General features: G+C 69.7%; 21 protein-coding genes. 14 read left to right on the top strand and 7 right to left on the bottom strand.

Annotation, left to right across the window (positions count from 1 at the left end; translation table 11 throughout):
* Positions 1–68: 68 nt before the first annotated feature.
* The gene (locus RS83_RS10055) at positions 69–1,412 is read left to right on the top strand and encodes a PucR family transcriptional regulator (protein ID WP_045279349.1); all 1,344 of its coding nucleotides are present in this window, start codon (positions 69–71) and stop codon (positions 1,410–1,412) included.
* An 11-nt stretch (positions 1,413–1,423) separates the two neighbouring features.
* Here the strand turns inward: RS83_RS10055 and RS83_RS10050 are convergent, their stop codons facing one another.
* Both RS83_RS10050 and RS83_RS10045 read right to left on the bottom strand, forming a co-directional pair.
* Positions 1,424–2,569: a CaiB/BaiF CoA transferase family protein gene (locus RS83_RS10050; protein WP_045279348.1), complete on the bottom strand. Its 1,146-nt coding sequence runs from the start codon at positions 2,567–2,569 to the stop codon at positions 1,424–1,426.
* A complete protein-coding gene (locus tag RS83_RS10045) occupies positions 2,566–3,585 on the bottom strand; it encodes a LacI family DNA-binding transcriptional regulator (protein WP_045279347.1) in 1,020 nt (339 codons plus the stop codon). The genes RS83_RS10050 and RS83_RS10045 overlap by 4 nt, the downstream gene beginning before the upstream one ends.
* A gap of 141 nt (positions 3,586–3,726) precedes the next feature.
* Between RS83_RS10045 and RS83_RS10040 the strand changes: the two genes are divergently transcribed.
* The 10 genes from RS83_RS10040 to RS83_RS18325 are packed head-to-tail and all read left to right on the top strand — an operon-like array spanning position 3,727 to position 14,302.
* Positions 3,727–5,754: a primary-amine oxidase gene (locus RS83_RS10040; protein WP_082071619.1), complete on the top strand. Its 2,028-nt coding sequence runs from the start codon at positions 3,727–3,729 to the stop codon at positions 5,752–5,754.
* A gap of 37 nt (positions 5,755–5,791) precedes the next feature.
* The gene (locus RS83_RS10035) at positions 5,792–7,402 is read left to right on the top strand and encodes an ABC transporter substrate-binding protein (protein WP_045279346.1); all 1,611 of its coding nucleotides are present in this window, start codon (positions 5,792–5,794) and stop codon (positions 7,400–7,402) included.
* Position 7,403: 1 nt separating this feature from the next.
* Entirely contained in the window at positions 7,404–8,369 is a 966-nt protein-coding gene (locus RS83_RS10030; RefSeq protein WP_045279345.1) for an ABC transporter permease, read from the top strand.
* On the top strand, positions 8,366–9,250 hold the full coding sequence (locus RS83_RS10025) for an ABC transporter permease (RefSeq protein ID WP_052679058.1): 885 nt from the start codon (positions 8,366–8,368) through the stop codon (positions 9,248–9,250). The genes RS83_RS10030 and RS83_RS10025 overlap by 4 nt, the downstream gene beginning before the upstream one ends.
* Complete coding sequence (locus RS83_RS10020) at positions 9,247–10,242, top strand: ABC transporter ATP-binding protein (RefSeq protein ID WP_045279344.1); 996 nt, start codon at positions 9,247–9,249, stop codon at positions 10,240–10,242. The genes RS83_RS10025 and RS83_RS10020 overlap by 4 nt, the downstream gene beginning before the upstream one ends.
* Positions 10,239–11,030, top strand: a complete 792-nt coding sequence (locus RS83_RS10015) for an ATP-binding cassette domain-containing protein (protein ID WP_045279343.1) — start codon at positions 10,239–10,241, stop codon at positions 11,028–11,030. The genes RS83_RS10020 and RS83_RS10015 overlap by 4 nt, the downstream gene beginning before the upstream one ends.
* Positions 11,027–12,046: a P1 family peptidase gene (locus tag RS83_RS10010; protein ID WP_230114111.1), complete on the top strand. Its 1,020-nt coding sequence runs from the start codon at positions 11,027–11,029 to the stop codon at positions 12,044–12,046. Before RS83_RS10015 ends, RS83_RS10010 begins: the two co-directional genes overlap by 4 nt.
* Positions 12,016–12,693, top strand: coding sequence for an FMN-binding negative transcriptional regulator (locus tag RS83_RS10005; protein ID WP_052679056.1), 678 nt, complete (start codon positions 12,016–12,018; stop codon positions 12,691–12,693). Before RS83_RS10010 ends, RS83_RS10005 begins: the two co-directional genes overlap by 31 nt.
* Positions 12,690–13,778 (top strand): C45 family autoproteolytic acyltransferase/hydolase, encoded by a 1,089-nt coding sequence (locus RS83_RS10000; protein WP_045279342.1) that lies wholly within the window; start codon positions 12,690–12,692, stop codon positions 13,776–13,778. Before RS83_RS10005 ends, RS83_RS10000 begins: the two co-directional genes overlap by 4 nt.
* Complete coding sequence (locus RS83_RS18325) at positions 13,778–14,302, top strand: hypothetical protein (RefSeq protein ID WP_052679055.1); 525 nt, start codon at positions 13,778–13,780, stop codon at positions 14,300–14,302. The genes RS83_RS10000 and RS83_RS18325 overlap by 1 nt, the downstream gene beginning before the upstream one ends.
* 55 nt (positions 14,303–14,357) lie before the next feature.
* On the opposite strand, the gene purH is transcribed toward RS83_RS18325, so the two are convergent.
* From purH to RS83_RS09980, 3 genes are all read right to left on the bottom strand, one after another.
* Positions 14,358–15,965 carry a bifunctional phosphoribosylaminoimidazolecarboxamide formyltransferase/IMP cyclohydrolase gene (gene purH, locus RS83_RS09990; RefSeq protein WP_045279341.1) on the bottom strand — a complete coding sequence of 536 codons (1,608 nt, stop codon included), beginning with the start codon at positions 15,963–15,965 and terminating at the stop codon, positions 14,358–14,360.
* 40 nt (positions 15,966–16,005) lie between these two features.
* Positions 16,006–16,593, bottom strand: a complete 588-nt coding sequence (gene purN / locus RS83_RS09985; RefSeq protein WP_045279340.1) for a phosphoribosylglycinamide formyltransferase — start codon at positions 16,591–16,593, stop codon at positions 16,006–16,008.
* A 73-nt stretch (positions 16,594–16,666) separates the two neighbouring features.
* Positions 16,667–18,079 (bottom strand): DUF6350 family protein, encoded by a 1,413-nt coding sequence (locus tag RS83_RS09980; RefSeq protein ID WP_045279339.1) that lies wholly within the window; start codon positions 18,077–18,079, stop codon positions 16,667–16,669.
* Between the two features lie 93 nt (positions 18,080–18,172).
* Between RS83_RS09980 and RS83_RS09975 the strand changes: the two genes are divergently transcribed.
* The gene (locus RS83_RS09975) at positions 18,173–19,645 is read left to right on the top strand and encodes an NCS2 family permease (RefSeq protein ID WP_045279338.1); all 1,473 of its coding nucleotides are present in this window, start codon (positions 18,173–18,175) and stop codon (positions 19,643–19,645) included.
* A gap of 196 nt (positions 19,646–19,841) precedes the next feature.
* On the opposite strand, the gene sucD is transcribed toward RS83_RS09975, so the two are convergent.
* Both sucD and sucC read right to left on the bottom strand, forming a co-directional pair.
* A complete protein-coding gene (gene sucD / locus RS83_RS09970; RefSeq protein ID WP_045279337.1) occupies positions 19,842–20,744 on the bottom strand; it encodes a succinate--CoA ligase subunit alpha in 903 nt (300 codons plus the stop codon).
* Between the two features lie 27 nt (positions 20,745–20,771).
* On the bottom strand, positions 20,772–21,938 hold the full coding sequence (gene sucC / locus RS83_RS09965; protein ID WP_045279336.1) for an ADP-forming succinate--CoA ligase subunit beta: 1,167 nt from the start codon (positions 21,936–21,938) through the stop codon (positions 20,772–20,774).
* A gap of 138 nt (positions 21,939–22,076) precedes the next feature.
* On the opposite strand from sucC, the gene RS83_RS09960 reads away from it, so the two are divergent.
* Together RS83_RS09960 and RS83_RS09955 are read left to right on the top strand one after the other, a co-directional pair.
* Complete coding sequence (locus RS83_RS09960) at positions 22,077–22,739, top strand: TetR/AcrR family transcriptional regulator (RefSeq protein ID WP_045279335.1); 663 nt, start codon at positions 22,077–22,079, stop codon at positions 22,737–22,739.
* Between the two features lie 101 nt (positions 22,740–22,840).
* Complete coding sequence (locus RS83_RS09955) at positions 22,841–24,076, top strand: acyl-CoA dehydrogenase family protein (protein WP_045279334.1); 1,236 nt, start codon at positions 22,841–22,843, stop codon at positions 24,074–24,076.
* Positions 24,077–24,134 lie beyond the last annotated feature (58 nt).

Genomic DNA, 24,134 nt, shown 5'->3' with positions numbered 1-24,134 from the left:
CGGGTCCGCGGGAGCGGGCAGTTCGCCCACTGCTTGCGCCGTGGCTGTGCAACACGCACACTGAGTGCATGGTGTCTCTCGGTGAACTCGTGCGGACCGCCGAGTCCGCGCTCCGCCCACTCGCCCCCTTCGACGCCGCACGGACGATCTCCGGCGTCCACGTCTCGGAGCTCGGCGACCCAGGACGCTACCTCGAGGGCGGCGAACTGCTGCTCACCACGGGCATCCCGCTCCACGGCCAGTCGGCCGCGGCGTACGTCGACCGGCTCGCCGAGCACGGGATCGGTGCGATCGGGATCGGGCTCGGCGAGGGCTGGGACGACGCGCCGGTCGAGCTCGTCGAGCGCTGCGCGGTCGCCGGCATCCCGGTGTTCGCGGTCCCCGACGGAGCCCCGTTCCTCGACGTCTCCCGCGCATTCTGGTCGATCGCCGGACGCGGCGGCCAGGAGGAGGCGCTCCGCACGGCCCACGCGCACACCCGGCTCGTCCAGGCGGCGAACGACCCCGATGCGGTCATCGCGGTCATCAGGGTCATGGCGCAGGCGATCGGCGGGTGGGTCGCCTGGCTGCCGTGGGGCCAGGGAGCCGGACCCGGGATGCTGTATCCGCCGTCTCTGGAGGGCATCCTGCCCGCGGTACGCGGCGATGTGGAGCGGTCGCTGCTGCGATCCGGCGTCGAGGCCGCGTCGTTCGTCTCGCACGGTTCGACCGTGCTCGCGCACGCGGTCGTCGTCGGCGAGCGCACGCGTGGGGCGCTCGCGCTCGGCGCCAGCCGACCGCTCGGTCGCGCCGACCGCCAGCTCGCGCTGACCGCGACCGCGCTGTTGCGGCTGCTGATCGCGACCCCCACAGCGGCGGCTCGGCCGGAGGGCTGGATCGCGGAGCTGGCACTCCGTGGCGATGCCGCGGCCGCACGCGCGCTGGCGTCGGCTGCAGACATCGAGCTGCCGCTGCTCTTCTCGGTGCTCGTGGGGAGCGAGGACGACGTCGGCTTCCCGTTCACCGTCGAGCGCGGCGACCTTCGCCTCGTCCTCGTGCCGAGCGGCGGGACCGTGCACGTGGACTCCGGCACGCTCAGCGCTGCCGTCGGGCTCGACGATGTCGCGGTGGCAGCCGCGCGCACGCTCGCACTGCATCGCGCGTCGCCTGGAAGCGGCCTGCGCAGGGAGCCGGAATCCCGAGCCCGACGCTGGGTCGACGACCTCATGCACGCCGATCCGGTCCTGCTGCCCACCGTCGTCTCGTACCTCCGGCATCGGCACCAGGCCGAACGGACGGCACGCGAACTCGGGGTGCATCGCAACACGGTGCGCCCGCGCATCCTCGCCGCCGAACGCCTGCTCGGCATCACCCTGGACGACCCCGATGCGGCGGCCGAGCTCTGGATCGCGCTGCGCGATCAGCAGCGCTGAGTCAGCCGTCGTCAGCCGTCGAGCCAGGCGCGCACCTGGGCGTCGTGTTCGCCGAGTCGTGGCGGCGCGGTCGCCGTGACAGGGAGCGCCGGCGTCCATTCCAGCGGCGATCGGATCTGCCGCGAGCGGCGCCCGTCGCTGCCGACCGCGTCCCACACCGGATCGAGTCCGAGGCGCTCGGCGAGGGCGATGCCGTCTCCGATCGTGTTCACGACTCCGGCGGCGACACCGATCCGGTTCAGTCGTTCCGCCCAGGCCGCGGCCGTGTCGTCGGCGAGCACGTCCTCGAGTTCCGAGACCAGCGCCTCGCGATGCGCGACCCGATCCGGGTTGCTGCGGAAGCGGGGATCGACGGCGAGTCCTGGACGCCCCAGCTCCTCCGTCATCCTGGCGAACTGGGCATCGTTGCCGCAGGCCACCGCGATCGGCGCATCGGCACAGCGCAGGGTCTCGTACGGCGCGATCGACGGATGCCGGTTCCCCAGCCGTGCCGGCTCGATGCCGGCACCGAGATGCGCCGACACCTGATTCACGAGGGCCGCCTGCAGGCTGGAGAGCAGGTTGACCTCGATCCGCGAGCCCAGCCCTGTACGTTCTCGTCGTCGCAGCGCGGCGAGGATGCCGATCACGGCATCCTTCCCGGTCAGCACGTCGACGAGTGCGACACCGGCCTTCATCGCGTCACCGTCCGCATCGCCGGTGATGTGCATGAGTCCGCCGGCGGCCTGCGCCACGAAGTCGTATCCGGGCAGCGCAGCCCCCGCACCGAGACCGAAGCCGCTCACCGACACGGAGATCAGCCGCGGGTGCGCGGCGGCCAGCGTCTCCCAGTCGAAGCCGAGCTTCTCGAAGAGCCCTGGTCGGAAGTTCTCGATCACGACGTCGCTGCGCGCGATGAGCTCGTGCGCTCGATCGCGATCGTCCGGGTCGGCCAGGTCGAGGGTGACCGACTCCTTGCCCCGGTTGGCCGACTCGAAGTACGTGGTCATGCCGGATTCGGCATATGGCGGCCCCCAGGCCCTGGTGTCGTCGCCGGAGCCCGGCCGCTCGACCTTGATCACGCGCGCCCCCAGATCGGCGAGCGTCATGGTCGCGAGCGGTCCGGCGAGCACCCGGGAGAAGTCCGCGACGACGATGCCCTGCAACGGGGCGGTCATGCGTGCACCTGCAGCGCGCGGGCCGTGGAGTCGCGAGCGACGACGGAGATCGGGAACTCGACATCGGTCCCCTTCGTCGCGCGGCCGTCGAGCAGATCGATGAGCAGTTCGGCGCACGCGACGCCCGAGTCACGAGGTCGCAGGTCGATCGACGTGATCGAGGGGGTCAGGAACGGCAGGGACGGGTGATCGACGCACGAGACGACCGTGATGTCCTCGCCGATGGTCCTGCCGAGACGCCCGAGCACGGCGACGACCTCGATGGCGCTGGAGTCAGGTCCGCAGAAGATCACATCGGTCTCGGGATGCTGCTGCAACAGCAGTTCCGTCGCTTCGCGGACCGCAGGCCACGGCGCTTCGAAGGAGATCGGGGCGATCACGGGATCGAGGCCCCGCGTCGCAGAGCCCTTGCGGAATCCGGACACCAGCTGCCGCGACCAGTCCGTCGCATCGGGGGCGACGAGCAGGGCCGGATGCTGCGCTCCGGTGACGTCGACCTCGTCGAACAGCCGGAGCATCGCAGCCTCGTGCGAGGACCAGACCACTCCGTCCGGCGTGCCGGCGACCTCGTCGGGCAGATGCTCCTGCGTGACGACCGGGATGCCGGATCCCATGACGGACTGCAGGCCGGGGTCTCCCGACAGCGGGTCACCGATGATCAGGCCGTCGGCCCTGATCGGGCGCGAGCGACCGGACGAGAGGGATGGGCTCACGATGGTCACGTCGATGTCGTGCGCGGCCGCGCTGGTGACGATGCCGAAGGTGAACGCCATGTAGTACGACGACCTCGAGACGACCTCTGGGAGCACGATGCCGATGGTGCCGATGGCCCCGCCGCGCAGGTGCCGGGCTGCGGTGTTCACCGAGTAGCCGAGCTCGGATGCGGCGGCCAGGACAGCGTCGCGAGTGGCCGAGGAGACGCGCCCTCCCCCGCTGAGCGCGTCGGACGCCGTGGTCTTGCCGACCCCTGCGCGACGAGCGACATCGATCAATCGGGCACGCCGTGGCTCTTGCATGCGGCCGAGTCTAACCACACTCGGCAAGCCGTAATCCACTCGAAACAGTTCGGGTCTTGCGCTGTAACACGTTCATCGCATACTTTTGCCGGAACGTTCCGGCACGCAGACGTTCCGGCACCGACTTCCGACGGAGACTCCATGAACTGCAGCTGTTCCACGTCCGACCACGTCCAGCGATCGCGCCGACTCGGCGACGAGTCGGGGGCGCCGTACGCGACGCTCTCGGAGCACGAGCTGCAGCACGTCGCCGAGATCCTCCGGTCGCACGACTCCCTCGACGAGTCGCACCGCATCGCCTACATCGGGCTCGACGAGCCCGACCGTGCAGAGGTCACCGCCGGACGCCCGGTGCCGCGGCGGGCTCGGGTGCAGCTGCTCGACGTCGACAGCGGTCGCGCACGCGCCGTCACGGTCGACATCGGCACTGGCACGATCGCGAAAGATGTCGACATCGACCCGGAGATCGACGGCCAGGTGCCGCTGCTCCAGGAAGAGCACGGGATCATCCGCGAGCTCATCGGCGCCGACGAGCGCTGGGCGACGGCGCTGGCCGCCCGCGGCATCGACGACCCGAGCACGGTCGCACTCGCCGGTCTCTCCGCCGGCCGGTACCCCATCGAGGGCGAACGCGGACGCCGCCTGGCACGCGTGCTCGGCCACCACCAGCCGACGCCGCAGACCATGCCGTGGGCGCATCCGATCGACGGTCTCGTCGCCTACGTCGATCTCGCCAGCCGCACGGTCGTCGACGTGATCGACGCCGGTGTCATGCCGATCCCGCAGGAGACCGCCGACTACCACGTGCCCGGCACGTTCGGCCCTGAGCGCACGACCCAGAAGCCGATCGTCATCACGCAGCCGGAGGGCCCGAGCTTCTCCTTCGACGGCGACGTGATCTCGTGGGAGAAGTGGTCGCTGCGCATCGCCTACGACATGCGCGAAGGGCTGATCCTGCACGGCATCGGCTTCGAGGATGCCGGTCGCATCCGTCCGATCGTGCACCGCGCGTCGATCGCGGAGATGCTCGTCCCCTACGGCGACCCCGGCCCGGTGCGGTTCTGGCAGAACTACTTCGACACCGGCGAGTACCAGCTCGGACGACTCGTGAACTCGCTCGATCTCGGCTGCGACTGCGTCGGCGACATCACCTATCTCGACGTGCCGATCGCGGACGCCCGCGGGAACGTGAAGATCCTGCCGAACGCGATCTGCATCCACGAGGAGGATGCCGGCGTGCTGTGGAAGCACACCGAGCAGTTCACCGGCTCGAGCGACGTCCGACGTCAGCGACGACTGGTCATCTCCTTCTTCGTCACGGTCGGCAACTACGACTACGGCTTCTACTGGTACCTCTACCTCGACGGCAAGATCGAGTTCGAGGCCAAGGCCACCGGACTCGTGTTCACGGCGGCGTACGACGAGCGCACCGGTCGGTTCGCGAGCGAGCTGGCCCCTGGGCTGGCGGCGCCGTACCACCAGCACCTGTTCTGCGCCCGGCTCGACATGGCCGTCGACGGAGGCCCTGCGGTGATCGACGAGGTGGACGTCCGCACGCTCCCGATCGACGACGACAACCTGCACGGCAGCGCGATCGGCTTCACGACCACCCGGCTGCGCAGCGAGCAGGAGGGCCGCCGCCGCGCCAACGCGACGGTCGACCGCACCTGGCGGGTCAGCAGTGCCACCGCGAAGAACCGCCTCGGCCGACCGACCTCCTACGTGCTGACACCCGAAGGCAAGCCGGTCCTGCTCGCGCAGCCGGAGTCGGTCATCGCGTCGCGCGCCCGGTTCGCGACGGCCGACCTCTGGGTCACCGCCTACGCCCAGGACGAGCGCTACCCCGCCGGCGATGTGGTGAACCAGAGCGCGCCGGAGCAGGGGCTGCCAGCCTTCGTCGCGGACGACGCGTCGATCGACGGCGCCGACCTCGTGCTCTGGCACACCTTCGGCCTCACACACTTCCCCCGCACCGAGGACTGGCCGATCATGCCGGTCGACTCGTGCGGCTTCACGCTCAAGCCCCACGACTTCTTCGACCGGAACCCGACCCTCGACGTTCCGGCCTCCGCGTCCGCATGCTCCTGCGCCCACGAGGACGCAGGCTCCACCGGATCCGAGCACCACCTGCACCACCTCTCTGTCCGCCCGTCGTCGCACGCCGACTGATCAGTCGTCGTCCGACATCCCGAAGGGAAACACCGACATGCACACTGCAGCTCGCGCAGGGGTGGCGTTCACCGCCGTCGCCGTCCTCGCACTCACCGGATGCGCCGCCGGCGCCTCACCCGATACCGAACCCACCCAGGACGAGGCGGCGCCCGGCTTCCTCGCCGTGTCTGACGACGCCTTCGACGGAGGCGGAGAGCTCACCGTCCAGGTCGACTACGACACCGCCGAAGCGAGCGGACTCGACCCGCAGGGCGCGGCGACGGCACGGTCGTGGATGCTGGAGGGACTCTCGTACGAGACCCTGACCACGATCGACGAGAACCTCGACGTCGCGCCCTCCCTCGCCACGTCCTGGGAGACGCCGAGCGACACCGAGTACGTCTTCACCCTCGCCGACGACGCGGTGTTCTCGAACGGACGCCCGATGGTCGCGGACGATGTGGTCGGCAGTCTCCAACGGCTGCTCGACACACCGACGACGTGGACCGGCCAGCTCGGCCCCGTCGCATCGATCGAGGCGACGGGCGACCTCGAGGTCACCGTCACGCTCTCCGAGCCGTACGCCCCGTTCCTCGCGGCACTCGCCAACACCCCGGCCGCCGTGCTGCCGATGGCCGAGATCGAGTCCGGCGCGGTCGACATCACGAAGGAGATGGTCGGCACCGGCCCCCTCGTGGCGACCGCGCACCGCCAGGACGAGGAGTGGACGTTCGAGCCGAACGAGCACCACCCCGACGTCGCGTCCCTCGGATTCTCGACGCTGACGATCGACATCGTCGGCGATGAGGCCACCAGGGCGGCCGCACTGCGCGACGGCTCCGCGGACTTCGCCGTGCTCAACTCGATCGACTCCGCCGAGCTCCTCGCGAACGCGAAGGACGTGACGGTCGTCGGCCAGCGCAACACCGACTTCCACTACCTCATGATCAACTCGCTCACCGGCGACCCCGCATTGCAGGACCAGGACGTGCGGTTCGCGATCAACAGCGCCATCGACCGGGACGCGATCAACGAGCTGGCCTTCGGCGGCTCGACCTCGGCCACCGGCATCACCCCCGCCGGCCTCCCCGACGCCTGCGCCGCCGAGGACCTCCCGTCCGCAGCCCACGACGTGGCCGCAGCGAAGGCAGTGATCGACAAGGTCGGCGGCCTCGACCTTGACCTCGTGGTGTACACCGACGAGCCGGTGCTCGCGCAGATCGCGCAGGTCATGCAGCAGAACCTCGCGGAGATCGGCGTGACCGTGGAGATCCAGCAGGTCGACTTCGCCACCTACTCCGCCACCGTCTACGGCGACCCGGCCGACTTCGACCTCGCGCTCAGCTGGTTCGCCGGCTACGCGGACCCGGCCATGGTCACGACCTGGTGGAACCCCGAGGTCGCCGGATTCTCGGCCGTCTTCATGCAGGGCTCCGACGAGCTCGACGGGCTCATCACCGAGGGATACTCGACGGAACCGGGCACCGCCCGCGCCGGGGTGTTCACGGACCTGTGCGCCCTCGCCGACGAGCAGAGCGAGATGGTGCCGCTGGTGCTGCGTCCGTCCACGCTCGGCTGGAACACCGCCTCGCTGTCCCCGACGCTGAGCAGCGACGAGGGCTACGGCAACTTCCTCCGCCACATCACCGAGTTCCGCGCCAGCTGACATGGCCGTCGCTCTGTGGTCGCTCCGGCGCATCGGCGCCGCACTGCTGACGCTCGTCGTCGTCTCGGTGCTGATCTTCGCGTCCGTGCGCCTCATGCCGGGCGACTACACCGACCTCGTCCTGGGTCCGCTCGCCACCGAGGCGCAGCGGGCCCAGGCCGTGGCCCAGTCCGGACTCGACGATCCGGTGGTCACCCAGTACTTCCATTGGCTCTTCGGCGTCCTCACCGGCGACCTCGGGTACTCGTTCGTCTCGAACGTGTCGGTGACCGAGGAGTTCGCCGCGCGGCTGCCGGTCACGGCGACCATCGCCCTGCTGACCATCGTCGTCACCCTGCTCGTCGGCATCCCGCTCGGTTTCATCGCCGCACTCCGCTCTGAGGGATCTGCCGGTGCAGTCGGACGTATCGTCAGCGCGCTCGGCATCAGCATCCCGGAGTTCCTGCTCGCTGGAATCCTGGTCTTCGCGGTCTCCACGCTCGGACTCGGGGTCTCGGTGGGGCGATTCGCCCCGTTCGCGGTCGATCCCGCCCGGTTCTTCGGCTCGCTCGTGCTCCCCGTGACGGTGCTGGCGGTCGGCTGCATCGCGGTCATCGCCAGGAACACGAGGGATGCGGTGATGAACGTGCTCGTCGAACCGCACGTCCAGGCGGCCGTGGCGCGTGGGGAGACGCCGTGGTTCATCGTGCGGCACCATGTGCTGCGCAACGCCGCAGCCCCGATCCTCACGATCGTCGGCGCGCTCGTCGCCGTCCTGCTCGGCGGCACCGTGATCGTCGAGTTCGTGTTCAACATCCCCGGCATGGGGTCGTACCTGCAGACGGCACTCGGACGGCGCGACTACGCGATCGTGCAGAGCGCCGTGCTGCTGGCCGCCATCGTGTTCATCGTCGCGAGCCTGCTCGTCGACCTCATCGCGAATGCGCTGGATCCGCGCCTGCGCCTGACCGGAGGGAGCCGCCGATGAGCGTCGCACCCACAGCCACCTACCGCGTGCGAGCGGCGAGCCGGGCGACACGCGGCGCCTGGCGTCGCAGCGATGCGGTGTTGCGCACCGCGACCATCGTGCTCGGCGTGATCGTGATCGTGACGGTGATCGCGGTGCTGACCGGCGTCACCGGGTCGACGAGCGCCACGGTCGGCGGTCGACTCGAAGGCCCATCCGCCCTCGCGCCGATCGGTACCGACAACCTCGGCCGCTCGCTGCTCCCCCGACTCTTCCAGGGCACGGCGACCACCCTGGTGGTCTCGATCGTCGCCGTCCTGTGCTCCGCCTTCGTCAGCACGCTGCTCGGCATGCTCGCCGGCTACTACGGCGGTGCTGTGAACGAAGCGGTGATGCGCGTCGCCGACGTGCTCTACGCCTTCCCCGCGCTGGTGCTGGCGATCCTGGTGTCCGCATTGCTCGGACCCGGCCGGCCGGCCGCGATCATCAGCATCGTCGTGATCACGATCCCCCTCATGACGAGGGTCGTGCGCATCGCCACCCGCGCGGTGTCGGAACGCGACTTCATCATCTCCGCCCGCATCAGCGGCGTGCGCACCCCGGTGATCTTCGCGCGCCGCCTGCTGCCGAACATCTCCGGCACGATCGCGGTGCAGGCGAGCTACGCCCTGTCCGTTGCGATCCTCGTCGAGGGCGGGCTGAGCTTCCTCGGCTTCGGCGTGCAGGTGCCGGAGGCGTCACTCGGGCTGCTCATCCAGCAGGGGATGCTCTACATGACGCAGACGCCGCAACTGGTCGTCATCCCCGGCGCCGTGCTGGTCATCTCGATCCTGTGCATCAACATCATCGGCGACGGACTCCGCGACCGATTCGAACCGCGAGAGACGAGGTCCCTCCGATGACCGCCATCCGCATCAGCGATCTCGCCCTGGAGTTCACCGGAGCGACCACGGTCCGCGCGCTCGACGGGGTCGACCTCGACGTCGCCGACGGCAGCTCCGTCGCGATCGTCGGCGAATCCGGTTCGGGGAAGTCCACGCTCGCAGCCGCCATCGGCCGCCTGCAGCCGCGGTCCGCGAGCATCGTCCGCGGGCAGCTGGAGGTCGACGGCATCGATGTCCTCGGCCTCGACGACGATGCCCTGCGGGCGTACCGGCGCGACACCCTCGCGTACATCGCCCAGGACCCGATCGGCTCCCTCGACCCGACCATGCGGATCGGCGCGCAGCTCAGGCTCATCCTCCGCGCGGTCGCTGACGACGACTCGGTGGCCCGCCAGGTCGAGCTGCTCGCGGCGATGCAGATCTCCGACCCGGCACGCGTCATCCGACTGTTCCCCCATCAGGTCTCCGGCGGCATGGCGCAGCGCGTGGCGATCGCCATGGCGATGTGTCGTCGCCCCAAGCTGCTGATCGCCGACGAACCGACCGCCGCGCTCGACAGTCAGGTGCGCGAGGAGGTCATCCGACTCCTGTTCACGCAGGCGCAGGAACAGGGCACGACGATCATCTGGCTGAGTCACGATCTGCCCGCAGTCGCCAGATGGTGCGACCAGGTCGCCGTGATGTACGCCGGACGCGTGGTCGAGCGCGGGCCGGCGGCGGCGGTGCTCGGACGCCCGGTGCATCCGTACTCCCGCGCGCTCGCCGCCACCGACCCGTCGAGGGCGCGCCGCGGCGAGCGCCTCGCGAGCATCCCCGGCTCCCCGCCGGTGCTGCACGGCGAGTCGGAGGGATGCGCGTTCGCGGCCCGCTGCGCCCACCGGATCGACGCCTGCGAGGTCGTGCGTCCCGAACCGCTCGGTGAGCGTCACAGCCTCTGCATCCGTGCAGCGGAGCTCGTCGACGCCGACCATCGAGCGGGGTCGCACCCAGGAGAGGAGCTGTCCGCATGAGCGCCGAACACTCAGCGGCAGACGCGGGCACCGTCCCGACGATCGAACTCGACGACGTCTGCGTCTCCTTCACCTCCGGCATCGGAGCGGGCCGACGCGAGGTCAGGGCGATGTCGCACGTGTCCTTCTCGGTCACGCCTGGGCAGACCCTCGGCCTCGTCGGTGAGTCAGGCTCCGGCAAGACCACGACCGGTGCCGTCGTCCTCGGGCTGCAGCGGCCGGATTCCGGATCCGTGCGGTTCCAGGGCGCTCCGCTCGCCCGGAGTCTGCGTTCACGCGCCGGACGGATGCAGGCCGTGCTGCAGCATCCGCGCTGGGCGCTCGATCCCCGCTCCACCGTGCTCTCCTCGGTCCTGGAGCCGGTGCTCGTGCACGAACGTCGGAGTGCGGCGACCGAGCAGCGCGCACTGGCGATGCTCGAGAGCGTCGGCCTCCCCGCCTCGTTCGCCACCCGCCGGCCGCATCAGCTCTCCGGTGGTCAGCTGCAACGGGTGAGCGTCGCGAGAGCGCTGGTCACGCACCCCGCCTTCATCGTCTTCGACGAGGCGGTGAGCGCGCTCGACGTGTCGGTGCAGGCGCAGATCCTCAACCTCATCCAGGATCTGCAGGCCGAGCACGGGTTCGCCGCCCTCTTCATCTCGCACGACCTCGCGGCCGTGCGGTACATCTCCCACCACGTGGCGGTGATGCGCGCCGGCGAGATCGTCGAGCACGCCCCGACCGAGGTGTTCTACGACCTGCCGACCCATCCCTATTCGCGTCAACTGTTCCAGGAGCTCTCATCGTGACCGACACCCACCGCCTCGCACCCGTCCTCCCCGCAGGACCGCGTCGCTCCAACGGCGACTACGCCCTCTCCCCCGTGCACGGCACCGACCGCGGACTGGTCGAGTACGACTTCCCCGGTGTGCTGCTCGGCACCGCCGAGTACGCGGAGGGGCCGACCGGGGCGACGGTGCTGTCGATCCCCGCCGGCGCGCGCACCTTCAGCGACCGACGCGGTGGCGCGGTCGGCGCCAGCGGACTCTACGGCTTCAACCACGCGATCTGCCTCGCCGGCGGCTCCGTGTACGGTCTCTCGGCGGTCGCCGGAGTGTCGGAGGCACTGTTCGACCGCACAGAGCACCGGTCGAGCTTCGATCAGCTGCAGCTCGTCTCCGGCGCGATCATCTACGACTACTCGGTGCGTGACAATTCGGTGTACCCGGATGCCGCGCTGGGCAGAGCCGCACTGGATGCGGCGCGGCAGGGCGTGGTCGAGGTCGGTCGGGTCGGCGGCGGCGCCTCGGCGTCCTCCGGCAAGGTCGACCCGGCCAGGGTGGAGTTCACCGGGCAGGGTGTCGCCTTCCGGCAGATCGGCGATGTGAAGGTGCTCGTGGTCACCGTCCTCAATCCCTACGGCGTCATCCTGGATCGGCAGGGGCAGATCATCCGCGGCAACTACGACGCCACAACGGGTGAGCGCCGCCATCCGGCGCTCGACTACGAGGAGGCGATCAGCGAATCGCGGCTCGTCGACTCCATGTCGGGCAACACGACCATCACGGCAGTCGTGACGAACGTGCAGCTGTCCGACGTCGAGCTGAAGCAGTTCGGCCTGCAGGTGCACAGCTCGATGCATCGCGGCATCCAGCCCTTCCACACCCCGCTCGACGGCGACACCCTGTTCGCGCTGACCACCGACGAGGTGGCCCTCCCCGCCGACCCCGGCACCTCGCGCGGCCGGCTGTCCCTCAACTCCACCGCGGTGGCCACGCTCGCGGGCGAGACGGCGTGGGACGCGATCCTCTGCGCTGCGGGCTGACCGTGTACGAGTTCGAGAAGTACCCGGCCCCATCGCAGCACGAGGTGAACGAGCTCGTGCGGCGGCATCCGTTCGCGCTCATCGTGTCGAACGGCGGCGGCGCATCCGGCGCGCCCACCGCGACCCACACCCCGGTCATCATCGAGCGGATGGCCGCAGACGGCGGTTTCGTCGGTGGCGAGCTGCTGGGTCACATCGCCCGCAAGAACCCGCAGTGGCAGCAGCTGTCAGACGGCGAATCGGTGCTGTTGATCTTCTCCGGGCCGCACGACTACGTCTCCCCGACGACCTACGCCGACGACCCGAACGTCCCGACGTGGGACTACGCCGCTGTGCACCTCACCGCACGGGTCACGGTGCTCGAGGGCGCCGATGACGGCGTGCACGTCGTGACGCGGACGGTCGAGGACCTCGAGGCGCTCGAGCCGACCGCGTGGGACATGACGAACTCGCTGCCCACATTCGAGCGCATCGTCGGCGGAATCGTGTCGTTCCGGTTCGAGGTCATCGAGCAGCGCGCGGTGTTCAAGGTCAGCCAGGACAAGCCCCACGAGGTGCGACAGCGGGTGGCGGCGGCATCTCGTGCACGCGGGTGCCCCTACGGCGATGTGGCCGAGCTCGTCGAGCGCATCGGAGGCGACGCGTGATCGTGCACGAGTGGACCGCAGCGTCGGCCGATGTGCGCAGCGAGGGCCGCCGGTACGGCGAGCGCTGGGCGCCGCAGCTGCATGCAGCGCGTGACTCCTATCTGCGCCTGTTCGAACAGTCGGGTGTCTCGGCAGACCGGGCGCGCACGATCGCGGACGAGTGCGGTGATGCCGTGCGCGCCGTGGCGCCGGAGATCGCGGAGGAGTTCCTCGGCATCGCGGAGGGCAGCGGGCTGTCGCTCACCGACGTGCAGCTGCTCACCGCGCGGACCGAGATCCTGGCGCGGATGACGCCGTCGATGGAGTGCTCGACGGTCGTGCACGTCCCATCGGACGCGACGCCCCCGCGCACCCTGCAGACGTGGGACTGGCTCGAGACGCTGTCGAACGAGACGGTCGTCCGCCGGCTGCACGCGGCCTCCGGGGCTCGCGTCGTGACCTTCGCCGAGTTCGGTCAGCCGGCCAAGATCGGCGTCAACGACCGCGGTCTCGGCCTGCACTTCAACATCCTCCATCACCGCAGCGACGGTGCGGGGCCGGGGGTGCCGGTGCATGTGCTGGCTCGGATGATCCTCGACCGGGCGAGCACGGTGGCAGAGGCCGCCGACATCGCCCGCAGCATCCCGCTCGCGGCATCGAGCGTGCTGACCGTCGTGACCTTCGACGGCCGGACGCCGGATGCCGCGTGCATCGAGGTCGCCCCGGCCGGCGTCGCGGTGCTCCCTGCGTCGCGAGGCGGCACCATCGCGCACACGAACCACTTCCTCGACGAGACGCTCGCCGCGGGCGAGTACTCGCCGTACGAGACGACGAGCGTGCCGAGATATCAGTGCCTGACGGATGCCGCGGAGCACGCCGAGATCATCGACGACCGCGAGCGGGCGCTGGCGTTCGGCGCGATCCCCGATGCACCGATCTCGGTGCGTGCGCGCCCTGAGGAGCCGGAGCATCTGCGCTGGGAGACGAAGCTCACCGTCGCGCTCGACGTCGCAGCGGGGGCGATCGCGTTCGCCGCTGCCGCGCCGAGCGATGTCGCTGGTGCGCCGTGGCGCAGGGTCACCGTGCCCGATGACCAGCCAGGGTGATGACCGACGTCCTGCACCTGGGCACGCTCCTGCTGGCGGCGGTCGGCGTATGCGCGCTCGCGGGTTCGCCGAGCCGTTCGGCCGCGCCCGAGCTCCTGGCCGCACTGCTCATGCTGTTCGGCATGGCGGACACCATGACGCTCTCACTGCTCCCGCCGGTCGTGTGGTTCGCGCTCATGCTCGTGGCGGCGCTCGCACTCGCCGCCGTTCGCCGGGCGTCGACGACCTCGTCGGCGCCCAGTGGCCCTGCACCGTTGTCCGCGCACCTCGCGCTCGGGCTCGTCGCCACCGGCGTGCTGGTGCTGCTGATGCCGACGATGGGGCCGACGCCGCTCGTCGCGGCCGGGTCGCACGCGCACGCTGCAGCTGCAGCGCTGCCGCAACTCCTGAGCGCCGCAGTGTGCGCGGGCACGGTCGTCCTCGCGGTGATCGCCCTCCGCGCTCGTCCGTCCTGGTCGCATCGGCTGCATCACATCGCGATGGCGGCGTCCACGGTCGCGATGGGCGCGATCGTCGCGACGTGAGACGGGGCTCGGGGACGACTGTCCCCGAGCCCCGTCTATCAGGCGATGCCGCGTCTCAGTGGAAGAAGTGACGCTCGCCCGTGAAGAACATGGTCACGCCGGCCTTGCGGGCGGCGTCGACGACCTCGCCGTCGCGCACGGATCCGCCCGGCTGCACGATCGCGGTGACGCCAGCGTCGATCAGCACCTGCGCACCGTCGGCGAAGGGGAAGAACGCATCGGAGGATGCGACCGATCCGGCTGCGCGGTCGCCGGCACGCTCGACCGCGAGGCGGCACGAGTCGACACGGTTGACCTGGCCCATGCCGACACCGACCGTCGCGTTGTCCTTCGCGAGCACGATCGCGTTCGACTTCACCGCGCGGCAGGCCTTCCACGCGAAGATGAGGTTCTCCATCTCCTCGTCGCTCGGACGATCACCGGAGACGAGCTCCCAGTTCTTCGCGACCGACACGATGTCGTCGGGGAACCGGTCGGCATCCTGCAGCAGCAGGCCGCCGGAGACGAGGCGGACATCCATGCGCTCCTGCTGCCAGTCCTCCGGCAGCTGCAGCAGCCGCAGGTTCTTCTTGGCCTTGAACACCTCGAGCGCCGCCGGCTCGAACGACGGGGCGACGATGACCTCGGTGAAGATGTCCTTCAGGTTCTCGGCCATCTTCAGCGTCACGGTGCCGTTCGCGGCGATCACCCCGCCGTATGCCGACACCGGGTCGCACTCGTGGGCGCGGAGGTGCGCGCTGGCGATCGGGTCGAGCGCGTTCGGCGCGGTGGTGGCGATGCCGCACGGGTTGGCGTGCTTGATGATCGCGACGGCCGGCTTGACCATGTCGTACGCGGCGCGCAGCGCGGCATCCGCGTCGACGTAGTTGTTGTACGACATCTCCTTGCCCTGCAGCTGCGTGGCCTGGGCGATGCCGTGGCCGCCGGCGCGGGTGTAGATGGCGCCGCGCTGGTGCGAGTTCTCGCCGTAGCGCAGCGTCGCGAGGCGCTCGGCCTGGATCGTGAGGTGGGCGGGCAGATCGCCGTCGGCGTTCAGCGTGCCCTCGGCGAACCACGAGGCGACGGCCGTGTCATAGGCGGCGGTGTGGGCGAAGGCGCGGGCCGCGAGCTCACGGCGCTGTGACAGCGTCGTGCCGCCGTCTGCGATCGCGGCGATCACGGCTGGGTACGACTGGGGCGAGACCACGATCGCGACGTTCGCATGGTTCTTCGCGGCAGCGCGCACCATGGCAGGGCCGCCGATGTCGATCTGCTCGACCACATCGTCGCCCTGGGCGCCGGATGCCACGGTCTCCACGAACGGGTACAGGTTCACGACGACGAGGTCGAAGGGCGTGATGTCGAGCTCCTGCAGCTGGCGCTCGTGGTCCTCCAGGCGCAGGTCGGCGAGCAGCCCGCCGTGGATCTTCGGGTGCAGCGTCTTCACGCGCCCGTCGAGCATCTCGGCGACGCCGGTGACGGCGGCGACATCGGTGACCTCATAGCCGGCCTCGCGGATCGTCGCGGCCGTCGAACCGGTCGAGACGATCTCGGCGCCGGCGGCGGCCAGGGCCGCGGCGAGCGAGAGCAGGTCGCTCTTGTCGCTCACCGAGACGAGTGCGCGACGGATCGGCACCGTGTCGCGTTCGCGGTAGAGCGAGTGGTCGTGGCGGGGGCCGGCCATGATGGGCTCCTTCGTGCGTGAGTGCGTTGGGGGAAGTCGGTCAGGATGCGGGGGTCAGTGCGAGCTCGCCGGTCGCGATGCCGCGGACCACGTCGATCAGCAGGCGTCGCTCGACGGGCTTGATGCGCTCGTGCAGGCTGTGCTCGGTGTCGCCGGGGACGATCTCGATGCGCTCCTGCGCCAGGATCGGTCCGGTGTCGACGCCGTCGTCGACGACGATGACACTCGCCCCGGTCTGCGTCGCTCCGGAGGACAGCGCGTCGCGCACACCGTGCGCGCCGGGGAACTCGGGCAGGAACGCCGGGTGCGTGTTGATCAGACGCGGTGAGTAGCGGGCCACCAGCGATGGCGGCAGCAGCCGCATGAGACCGCTGAGCACGACGAGGTCGGGCGACCACACGTCGAGCTGCCTGGCGACCTCATCGCCCCAGGCCTCGCGACTCTCGTGCTCGTGCCACGGGACCGTGAAGCTCGGGATGCCGAACTCCTCCGCGTGGGCGAGTCCGTCGGCCTCGCGGTCGGCGCCGACGACGACGACCCGCGCAGGAAAATCGGGATGGCGAGCAGCCTCGAGGAGGGCGCGAAGGTTCGAGCCGGTGCCCGAGATGAGAACGGCGACCGTGAGCACGCGCCAAGTCTACCCGGGGCCGCGCCGCTGTTCCGTCCGTGAGTCGGCCCTGCGGACCGCCGGCCGACTGGCGTCAGTCCCTCGGGCTGTCCGGGGGACGGAACCGGTCGAGATCGAGCGGCGCCGTGTCGTCGGCAGAACCGATGGGGACACCTCCGGTCTCGCCGTCCGACGGCCAGGCCGTGGCAGCGCTCGGCCAGACCGCACCCTCGGGTGCCACCTCGTCCCACGACGACACCGTGGTCATCTCGGCGTTCCAGCGGTCGGTGCGCTCCTCGGCGAGCTCGTCGCGGTGCCGGGGCGCGAGCAGCAGGATCGCGGCGCCGAGCAGCACCTCGGCGCCGAGCGCGAGCGCGAACGGCAGCGGGGCCGGGCCGACCTCGGTCAGCCGTCCTGGTCCGATCGAGCCCGAGGCCAGCACGGCCGCGAGGGCGGCGAGGCCCGCGGTGACGACACCGATGCCGCCGGCGATGGCGGCACGAGGCCCCATCGTGAGCGGGGTGTCCTCCCAGACCAGACGCGAGCGCACGGCCCACCCGGCGAACGCACCCGCGCCGACCGGGACCAGGATGACGATCAGCATCCAGATCGAGCTGTTCGCCGGCAGCAGACCGAAGATCGGGATGCCGGGGACCACGCCGAGCTGCGTGCCTGCGGGTGAGACGGCGGTGCCGACGCCGACGGCGAAGCCGGGGCCGGCGAGCCACGACACCGCCCAGACGATCATGGTCGGGAGGTAGACGAGCTGCCCGAGCGTCATGATGACCGCGCCCAGCGCGTCGACGCGAGCGGACTGGAACAGCGCGACGACCTCGCCGCCACGCAGCAGCGTCATCACCGCCACGGCGAGCGCACCGGCACCGAGCACGGCGACCAGCACGAAGGCGGTGCCTCTGACGATGGCGGCCGGCACCGGTCCCCAGTCGCCCCAGGAGTCGACGAGATCATGCAGCGCGTCGAGCACACCGCCGTCGCCGTCCTCCCAGGCGATGCGCACGGCGCCGAACAGCGCGCCGACCAGATACGCGGCGGCCGGCAGCACGATGGCGAGCACGAGCGGGGTCTCGGCTGCCACCACGTGCGACGTGAACGCGACCGTCGCACTGATCGCGGCGAACACGATCGCGCCGGAGAGCACGCCGGTCGCCCAGGCGCCAGCCTTCGCGGCCCTGGCACCTGAGCGTGCCGCGAACAGCACCGTGAACAGCAGGAACGCCAGCGGGGTGATCGAGACCGTGAACGCAGCAGCCTCTGCGGGGATCGCGAGGGCGACGATGAGTTCGGGCGGGATCGCCACGTCGATCGGCACACCGTGGCCGAACGCCCACAGTGTGCCGGTGAGCGGCCAGAGGGCGCCCCAATCGGCCGTGATGCCGAATGCGAGGGTCCACAGCAGGGTCAGCGGCGCGAGCAGCACGACGAGACCGACGGCGGCCGCGATGGCGGCGTCGATGGCAGCGAGGAGCGCGACGAGGAGGCGTTGCATAGCGTTTCGAGACTACGACGAGAACCCGAGGGCGACCCGGGGGCGCGCGCGGGTGCGGGCGACACGATATCGTCTCCTCCGGAGGTTCCCCCGATGACAACTGCCCCGTCCCCTGCTCCCGCGACCGCGGAGCCCAAGAACGCACTCGATCGATTCTTCGAGATCAGCAAACGCGGATCCACTGTCGGCACAGAGGTTCGAGGTGGTCTGGTGACGTTCGTCACCATGGCCTACATCGTGATCCTCAACCCGATCATCCTCACCGGCGCCGCAGATGTCGACGGCACCACGCTGAACTTCAGCGCCGTCGGCGCCGCGACCGCGCTGACCGCCGGTGTCATGACGATCCTGTTCGGTCTCGTCACCCGCCTGCCGTTCGGCTTCGCCGCCGGCCTCGGCATCAACGCCTTCGTCGCGTTCTCCGTCGTCGGCCAGGTCACCTGGGCCGAGGCGATGGCGCTCGTGATGATCAACGGCATCGTGATCGTGCTGCTCGCAGCGACCGGCCTTCGCAAGCTGATCTTCGACGCCGTGCCGTTCCAGCTGAAGATCGCGATCACCGTCGGCATCGGCTTCTTCATCGCCTTCATCGGTTTCGTGAACTCCGGGTTCGTCACCGCCACAGGCGCGGCATCACCCCCGGTCGGACTCGGCATCGCCGGCTCGATCGCGACGGTTCCCACCCTGCTGTTCGTCGCGACGTTGATCCTCACCGGCATCCTCGTGGCCCGCAAGGTCAAGGGCGGTCTGCTGATCGGTCTCGTCTCCGGCACCGTGCTGGCGGTGATCGTCGAGGCGATCTGGCACCTCGGTCCGCAGATCGGTTCCGACGGCGAGCTCAACCCCGGCGGCTGGAGCCTGACCGTCCCCGCGCTCACCGGTTCCCCGGTCAGCTTCCCCGACCTCAGCCTGGTCGGTGCGGTCGACTTCGGGTTCGACTTCAACAAGGTCAGCCTCGTCGCCCTCGTCATGATCGTGTTCACGCTCGTGTTCTCGAACTTCTTCGACGCCATGGGCACCATGACCGGCCTCGCGAAGGAAGCCGGCCTCGCCGACGAGAAGGGCGACTTCCCGCGCATCAAGTCGGCGCTGATCGTCGAGGGTGTCGGCGCGATCGCGGGTGGTGCCACCTCGTCGTCGTCGAGCACCGTGTTCATCGAATCCGGCGCCGGCATCGGCGAAGGAGCCCGTACGGGTCTCGCGAACGTCGTGACCGGTGCGATCTTCCTGCTCGCGATGTTCCTCACCCCGCTCACCTCGATCGTGCCGACCGAGATCGCGGCCGCGGCGCTGGTGATCGTCGGCGCCATGATGATGGCGCAGATCAAGTACATCGATCTGGGCGACTTCAGCGTGCTGCTGCCGGTGTTCCTCACCGTGACGGTGATGCCGCTGACCTACTCGATCGCCAACGGCATCGGTGCGGGCTTCGTGAGCTGGGTGCTCGTGCAGGCGCTGTCCGGCAAGGCCAGGAAGGTCAGCCCGCTGCTCTGGGTCGTCGCCGCCGGATTCGTGCTGTTCTTCGCACGCGGTCCGATCGAGGCCCTGTTCGGCGTCGCGGTCTGACGCACTGATTCGAAGAGGGGCGGATGCTGCGGCATCCGCCCCTCTTTCGCATCCCATGGCACCGCGCCGAACGCTCCGGTCGACCGGAGACACCTCCTGGAGCAGGTGATCCGATGTCCGGACTCGATCTCGCACCCGGGCATGAAAGAAGGCCCCAGAGTGGAGTCCGGGGCCTTCTTATCAAGCGTAACTCAGATCAGAGCGCTTCGACAATCGCACGCATCAGGTCGGCGGTCTCGGACGGCGTCTTGCCGACCTTGACCCCGGCGGCCTCAAGGGCCTCCTTCTTGGCCTGAGCGGTACCCGCCGAGCCGGAGACGATGGCGCCTGCGTGGCCCATGGTCTTGCCCTCGGGAGCCGTGAAGCCGGCCACGTAGCCGACGACCGGCTTCGTGACGTGCGCCTTGATGTAGTCGGCCGCGCGCTCCTCGGCGTCGCCGCCGATCTCGCCGATCATGACGATGGCCTTGGTCTCGGGGTCGGCCTCGAACGCGGCGAGCGCGTCGATGTGCGTGGTGCCGATGACCGGGTCGCCGCCGATGCCGATGGCGGTCGAGAAGCCGAGGTCGCGCAGCTCGAACATCATCTGGTAGGTCAGGGTGCCCGACTTCGACACGAGGCCGATCGGTCCCTTGCCCGTGATGTTCGCCGGCGTGATGCCGACGAGCGCCTCACCGGGCGTGATGATGCCGGGGCAGTTCGGCCCGATGATGCGGGTCGTGTTGCCCTTGCTCTGCGCGTAGGCCCAGGCCTCGGCCGAGTCGCCGACGGGCACGCCCTCGGTGATGACCACGAGCAGCGGGATCTCGGCGTCGATGGCCTCGATCATCGCGTCCTTCGTGAAGGCGCCGGGGACGAAGGCGATCGACACGTCTGCGCCGGTCTCCTGCATGGCCTCGGCGACCGATGCGAAGACGGGCAGCTCGACGGCGTTGCCGTCCTTGTCGGTGTGCGAGACCGTGGTGCCGGCCTTGCGGGCGTTGACGCCACCGACGACCTGGGTGCCGGCCTTGAGCATCAGTGCGGTGTGCTTGGTGCCCTCGCCGCCGGTGATGCCCTGGACGATGACCTTGGAGTCCTTGTTGAGGTAGATAGACATAGCTCTGGTTCCTTGTGTCTCAGGCGATCAAGCGTTGGCGAGCTCGGCGGCCTTGTCGGCGCCCTCGTCCATGGTGGCGGCCAGGGTGACGAGCGGGTGCGCGTACTCGGCGAGGATCGCGCGACCCTCGTCGACGCGGTTGCCGTCGAGGCGCACGACGAGCGGCTTGGAGGCAGTCGCTCCCAGCGTCTCGAGTGCGCCCTTGATGCCGTTGGCCACGGCGTCGCACGCCGTGATGCCACCGAAGACGTTGACGAACACGCTCTTGACCTGCGGGTCGTTCAGGATGACGTCGAGGCCTGCGGCCATGACCGCAGCCGAGGCGCCGCCGCCGATGTCGAGGAAGTTGGCCGGCTTGACGCCGTTGTGGTTCTCGCCCGCGTAGGCGACGACGTCGAGCGTCGACATGACGAGTCCTGCGCCGTTGCCGATGATGCCGACCTCGCCGTCGAGCTTCACGTAGTTGAGGCCGGATGCCTTGGCCTTGGCCTCGAGCGGGTCGGCGGCGTCCTTGTCCTCGAGCGCTTCGTGCTCGGGGTGACGGATCTCGGAGGCGTTGTCGTCGAGCGTGACCTTGCCGTCGAGCGCGATGATGTCGCCCTCTTCGGTGCGGACCAGCGGGTTGACCTCGACCAGCGTCGCGTCCTCGCCCTTGTAGACGTCGAAGAGCTTCACGAAGACGTCGGAGACCTTCTCGATGAGGTCTTCGGGGAAGTTCGCCGCGCGGGCGATCTCGACGGCCTTCGCCTTGTCGATACCCGTGAGCGGGTTGACCTCGACGCGGGCGAGCGCCTCGGGACGCTCGACTGCGAGCTCCTCGATCTCCATGCCGCCCTCGACCGAGCAGAGGCTCAGGTAGGAGCGGTTGGCGCGGTCGAGCAGCACGGAGAAGTAGAACTCCTCGGCGATGCGTGCACCCTGGGCGACCATGACGCGCTTGACGACGTGGCCCTTGATGTCGAGGCCGAGGATGGCCTTCGCTGCCTCGTACGCCTCGTCGGGCGTCTTGGCGACCTTGACGCCGCCCGCCTTTCCACGGCCGCCGGTCTTCACCTGAGCCTTGACGACGACCACTCCGCCGATCTTCTCGGCAGCCGCCCTCACCTCTTCAGGGGTGTCCGCGACGATGCCGGCGAGAACCGGCACTCCGTACTTTTCGAAAACGTCTCGTGCCTGGTACTCGTACAGATCCACTGTGGTTCCTTCACTGGGCTGCTGTCTGGTAATTCTCTCGATGTCGAGACATCGACCAGTCCCCCAGCCTACTACCTGGATCTGAGCGCTCCTGTTGCCCGTCTGCGCGCGCAGCGCACTGAGGTCTAGGCTTTCGCCATGCACGAATCCGCAGAACTGCGCACCGGCGTCGTCGCCGCCGCGCTCGAGCTCTTCGCCGCGCAGGGGTTCGATCAGACGTCCGTCGAGCAGATCGCCAAGGCCGCAGGCGTATCTCGCTCGACCTTCTTCCGCCAGTTCGGCGGCAAGGAAGACGTCGTCTTCGCCGACCACGAGGCGCTGCTCGACCGGTTGCGCGAGTTCCTCGCCGAGGGGCACGACGATCCGTGGGCCGCGGTGTGCGCCGCATCCGAATCCGTCTTCTCGCACTTCGCGAACGATCCGGAGCTCGCCAGGCGTCGCTATCGGATCGTGCGCGAGGTGCCGGTGCTGCGCGAGCGCGAGATCATCACGGTGTTCCGGTACGAGCGACTATTCGACGAGTACCTGCGCGGCGCGCTGCCGGGCGTCGATCCGCTCGACGCCGTCGCCTTCGCCGCCCTCGTGACGGCCGTGCACAATCACGTGCTGCGTCAGCTGCTCCGCGGCACGAAGAAGGTGCCGCTCTCGACCCTGCAGAACGCGCTGGCCGATGTGCGTCGCCGGTACGGTGTCGCCGCCGAACAGCCGGAGAGCGCTCCGGACGACGTCGTGGTCGCGGTGTTCCCGCGGTCGATGCCGATCGCCGAGGTCACGCGCCGCCTGCAGACGCAGCTCGACTGAGCACCGCCGCTCCACTGCTGGGCAGCGGTGACGACTGCGGCTCGTGTGGTGGAACCGAGTATCGGGGCGTACGATACTTGGTGCCACCGAAGGAGCCCTCCATGAGCACCCACGCCTCCCCGTTCCCCGGCGAACGCGTCGCCTCGTACGACATCACCGGCCGCCAGGACACCGACTACTACGCGGTGTTCTCCGACATCCCCGCCGACGATCGCGCGGCCTGGGATCGTGCGAAGGCGTACGTCGACGAGGTCGCGCCGCAGATGGCGGATGCCTGGGACCGCGCCGAGTATCCGCTCGAGGCCGCCAGACGCATGGGCGAGATGGATCTCGTCGTCGACGGCATCGACCACCCCGAGCTCACGCGACTCTCGCCGCTCGCCGCCGGCCTCGTCAACATGGAGATCTCGCGCGGCGACGGCTCGCTGGGGACGATCCTCGCCGTGCAGGGCGGACTCGCACTGCGCACGCTCGCCCTGTTCGGCTCACCGGCCCAGCAGGAGCGCTGGCTCACAGGGCTCGCGGATGCCTCGGTGCTCGGTTCGTTCGCGCTCACCGAGCCAGACCACGGCTCCGACTCCGTCTCGCTCGAGACCACAGCCCGCCGCGAGGGCGACAGCTGGGTGCTCCGCGGCACGAAGAAGTGGATCGGCAACGGCGCCTCGGGCGGCATCACCTTCGTTTGGGCCCGCGTCGACGATGAGACCGCCGAGGAGCACGGTGCTGTCCGCTGCTTCCTGGTCGAGCAGGACACCCCCGGCTACACGGGCACCGTCATCCGCGGCAAGGCGTCGCTGCGCGCGATCCACCAGGCGCACATCGTGCTCGATGACGTCCGCGTGCCGCTCGACGCGGTACTGCCGGGGACGAAGAGTTTCAAGGACGCCTCGATCGTGCTGTACGCCACACGCTCGGGCGTCGCCTGGTCGGCGCTCGGCCACGCGACCGCCTGCTACGAGGCCGCACTGGCCTACGCCACGGAGCGCGTGCAGTTCGGCAAACCGCTCGCGAAGTTCCAGATGGTGCAGGAGCGGCTCACCCACATGCTCGAGGACGTCACCGCGATGCAGCTGTACTGCCGCCGCCTCGCCGACCTCGAGACGGCTGGCCAGCTGCGGCCGACCCAGGCCTCACTCGCGAAGTTCCACAACACGCGTGCCGCGAGGCGTGTGGCGTCGACGGCGCGAGACCTGCTCGGCGGCAACGGCATCCTGTTGGAGAACGGCGTGATGCAGCACCTCGCCGACATCGAGGCCATCCACACGTACGAGGGCACCGAGAGCGTGCAGGCGTTGCTGCTCGGCCGCGACATCACCGGCATGAGCGCGTTCGTCTGAGCCGCCCATCACCCCTGGGTCGCTGAGCCTGTCGAAGCGCCCCTCACCCACCCTGGGT

Origin of the sequence: Microbacterium oxydans, assembly GCF_000956525.1 — a bacterium.
GTDB lineage: Bacteria > Actinomycetota > Actinomycetes > Actinomycetales > Microbacteriaceae > Microbacterium > Microbacterium oxydans_A.
This window is presented reverse-complemented; position numbering and strand designations above follow the sequence as displayed.

Excerpts from the sequence above, each read along its gene's own strand:
- purH (WP_045279341.1), bottom strand. The coding sequence starts at position 15,965 with ATGGCCGGCCCCCGCCACGACCACTCGCTCTACCGCGAACGCGACACG.
- RS83_RS09975 (WP_045279338.1), top strand. The coding sequence starts at position 18,173 with ATGACAACTGCCCCGTCCCCTGCTCCCGCGACCGCGGAGCCCAAGAAC.
- RS83_RS09955 (WP_045279334.1), top strand. The coding sequence starts at position 22,841 with ATGAGCACCCACGCCTCCCCGTTCCCCGGCGAACGCGTCGCCTCGTAC.
- RS83_RS10040 (WP_082071619.1), top strand. The coding sequence starts at position 3,727 with ATGAACTGCAGCTGTTCCACGTCCGACCACGTCCAGCGATCGCGCCGA.
- RS83_RS10020 (WP_045279344.1), top strand. The coding sequence starts at position 9,247 with ATGACCGCCATCCGCATCAGCGATCTCGCCCTGGAGTTCACCGGAGCG.
- RS83_RS10055 (WP_045279349.1), top strand. The coding sequence starts at position 69 with ATGGTGTCTCTCGGTGAACTCGTGCGGACCGCCGAGTCCGCGCTCCGC.
- sucD (WP_045279337.1), bottom strand. The coding sequence starts at position 20,744 with ATGTCTATCTACCTCAACAAGGACTCCAAGGTCATCGTCCAGGGCATC.
- RS83_RS10025 (WP_052679058.1), top strand. The coding sequence starts at position 8,366 with ATGAGCGTCGCACCCACAGCCACCTACCGCGTGCGAGCGGCGAGCCGG.
- RS83_RS10050 (WP_045279348.1), bottom strand. The coding sequence starts at position 2,569 with ATGACCGCCCCGTTGCAGGGCATCGTCGTCGCGGACTTCTCCCGGGTG.
- RS83_RS10045 (WP_045279347.1), bottom strand. The coding sequence starts at position 3,585 with ATGCAAGAGCCACGGCGTGCCCGATTGATCGATGTCGCTCGTCGCGCA.
- RS83_RS10035 (WP_045279346.1), top strand. The coding sequence starts at position 5,792 with ATGCACACTGCAGCTCGCGCAGGGGTGGCGTTCACCGCCGTCGCCGTC.
- RS83_RS18325 (WP_052679055.1), top strand. The coding sequence starts at position 13,778 with ATGACCGACGTCCTGCACCTGGGCACGCTCCTGCTGGCGGCGGTCGGC.
- RS83_RS10030 (WP_045279345.1), top strand. The coding sequence starts at position 7,404 with ATGGCCGTCGCTCTGTGGTCGCTCCGGCGCATCGGCGCCGCACTGCTG.
- RS83_RS09960 (WP_045279335.1), top strand. The coding sequence starts at position 22,077 with ATGCACGAATCCGCAGAACTGCGCACCGGCGTCGTCGCCGCCGCGCTC.
- RS83_RS09980 (WP_045279339.1), bottom strand. The coding sequence starts at position 18,079 with ATGCAACGCCTCCTCGTCGCGCTCCTCGCTGCCATCGACGCCGCCATC.
- RS83_RS10015 (WP_045279343.1), top strand. The coding sequence starts at position 10,239 with ATGAGCGCCGAACACTCAGCGGCAGACGCGGGCACCGTCCCGACGATC.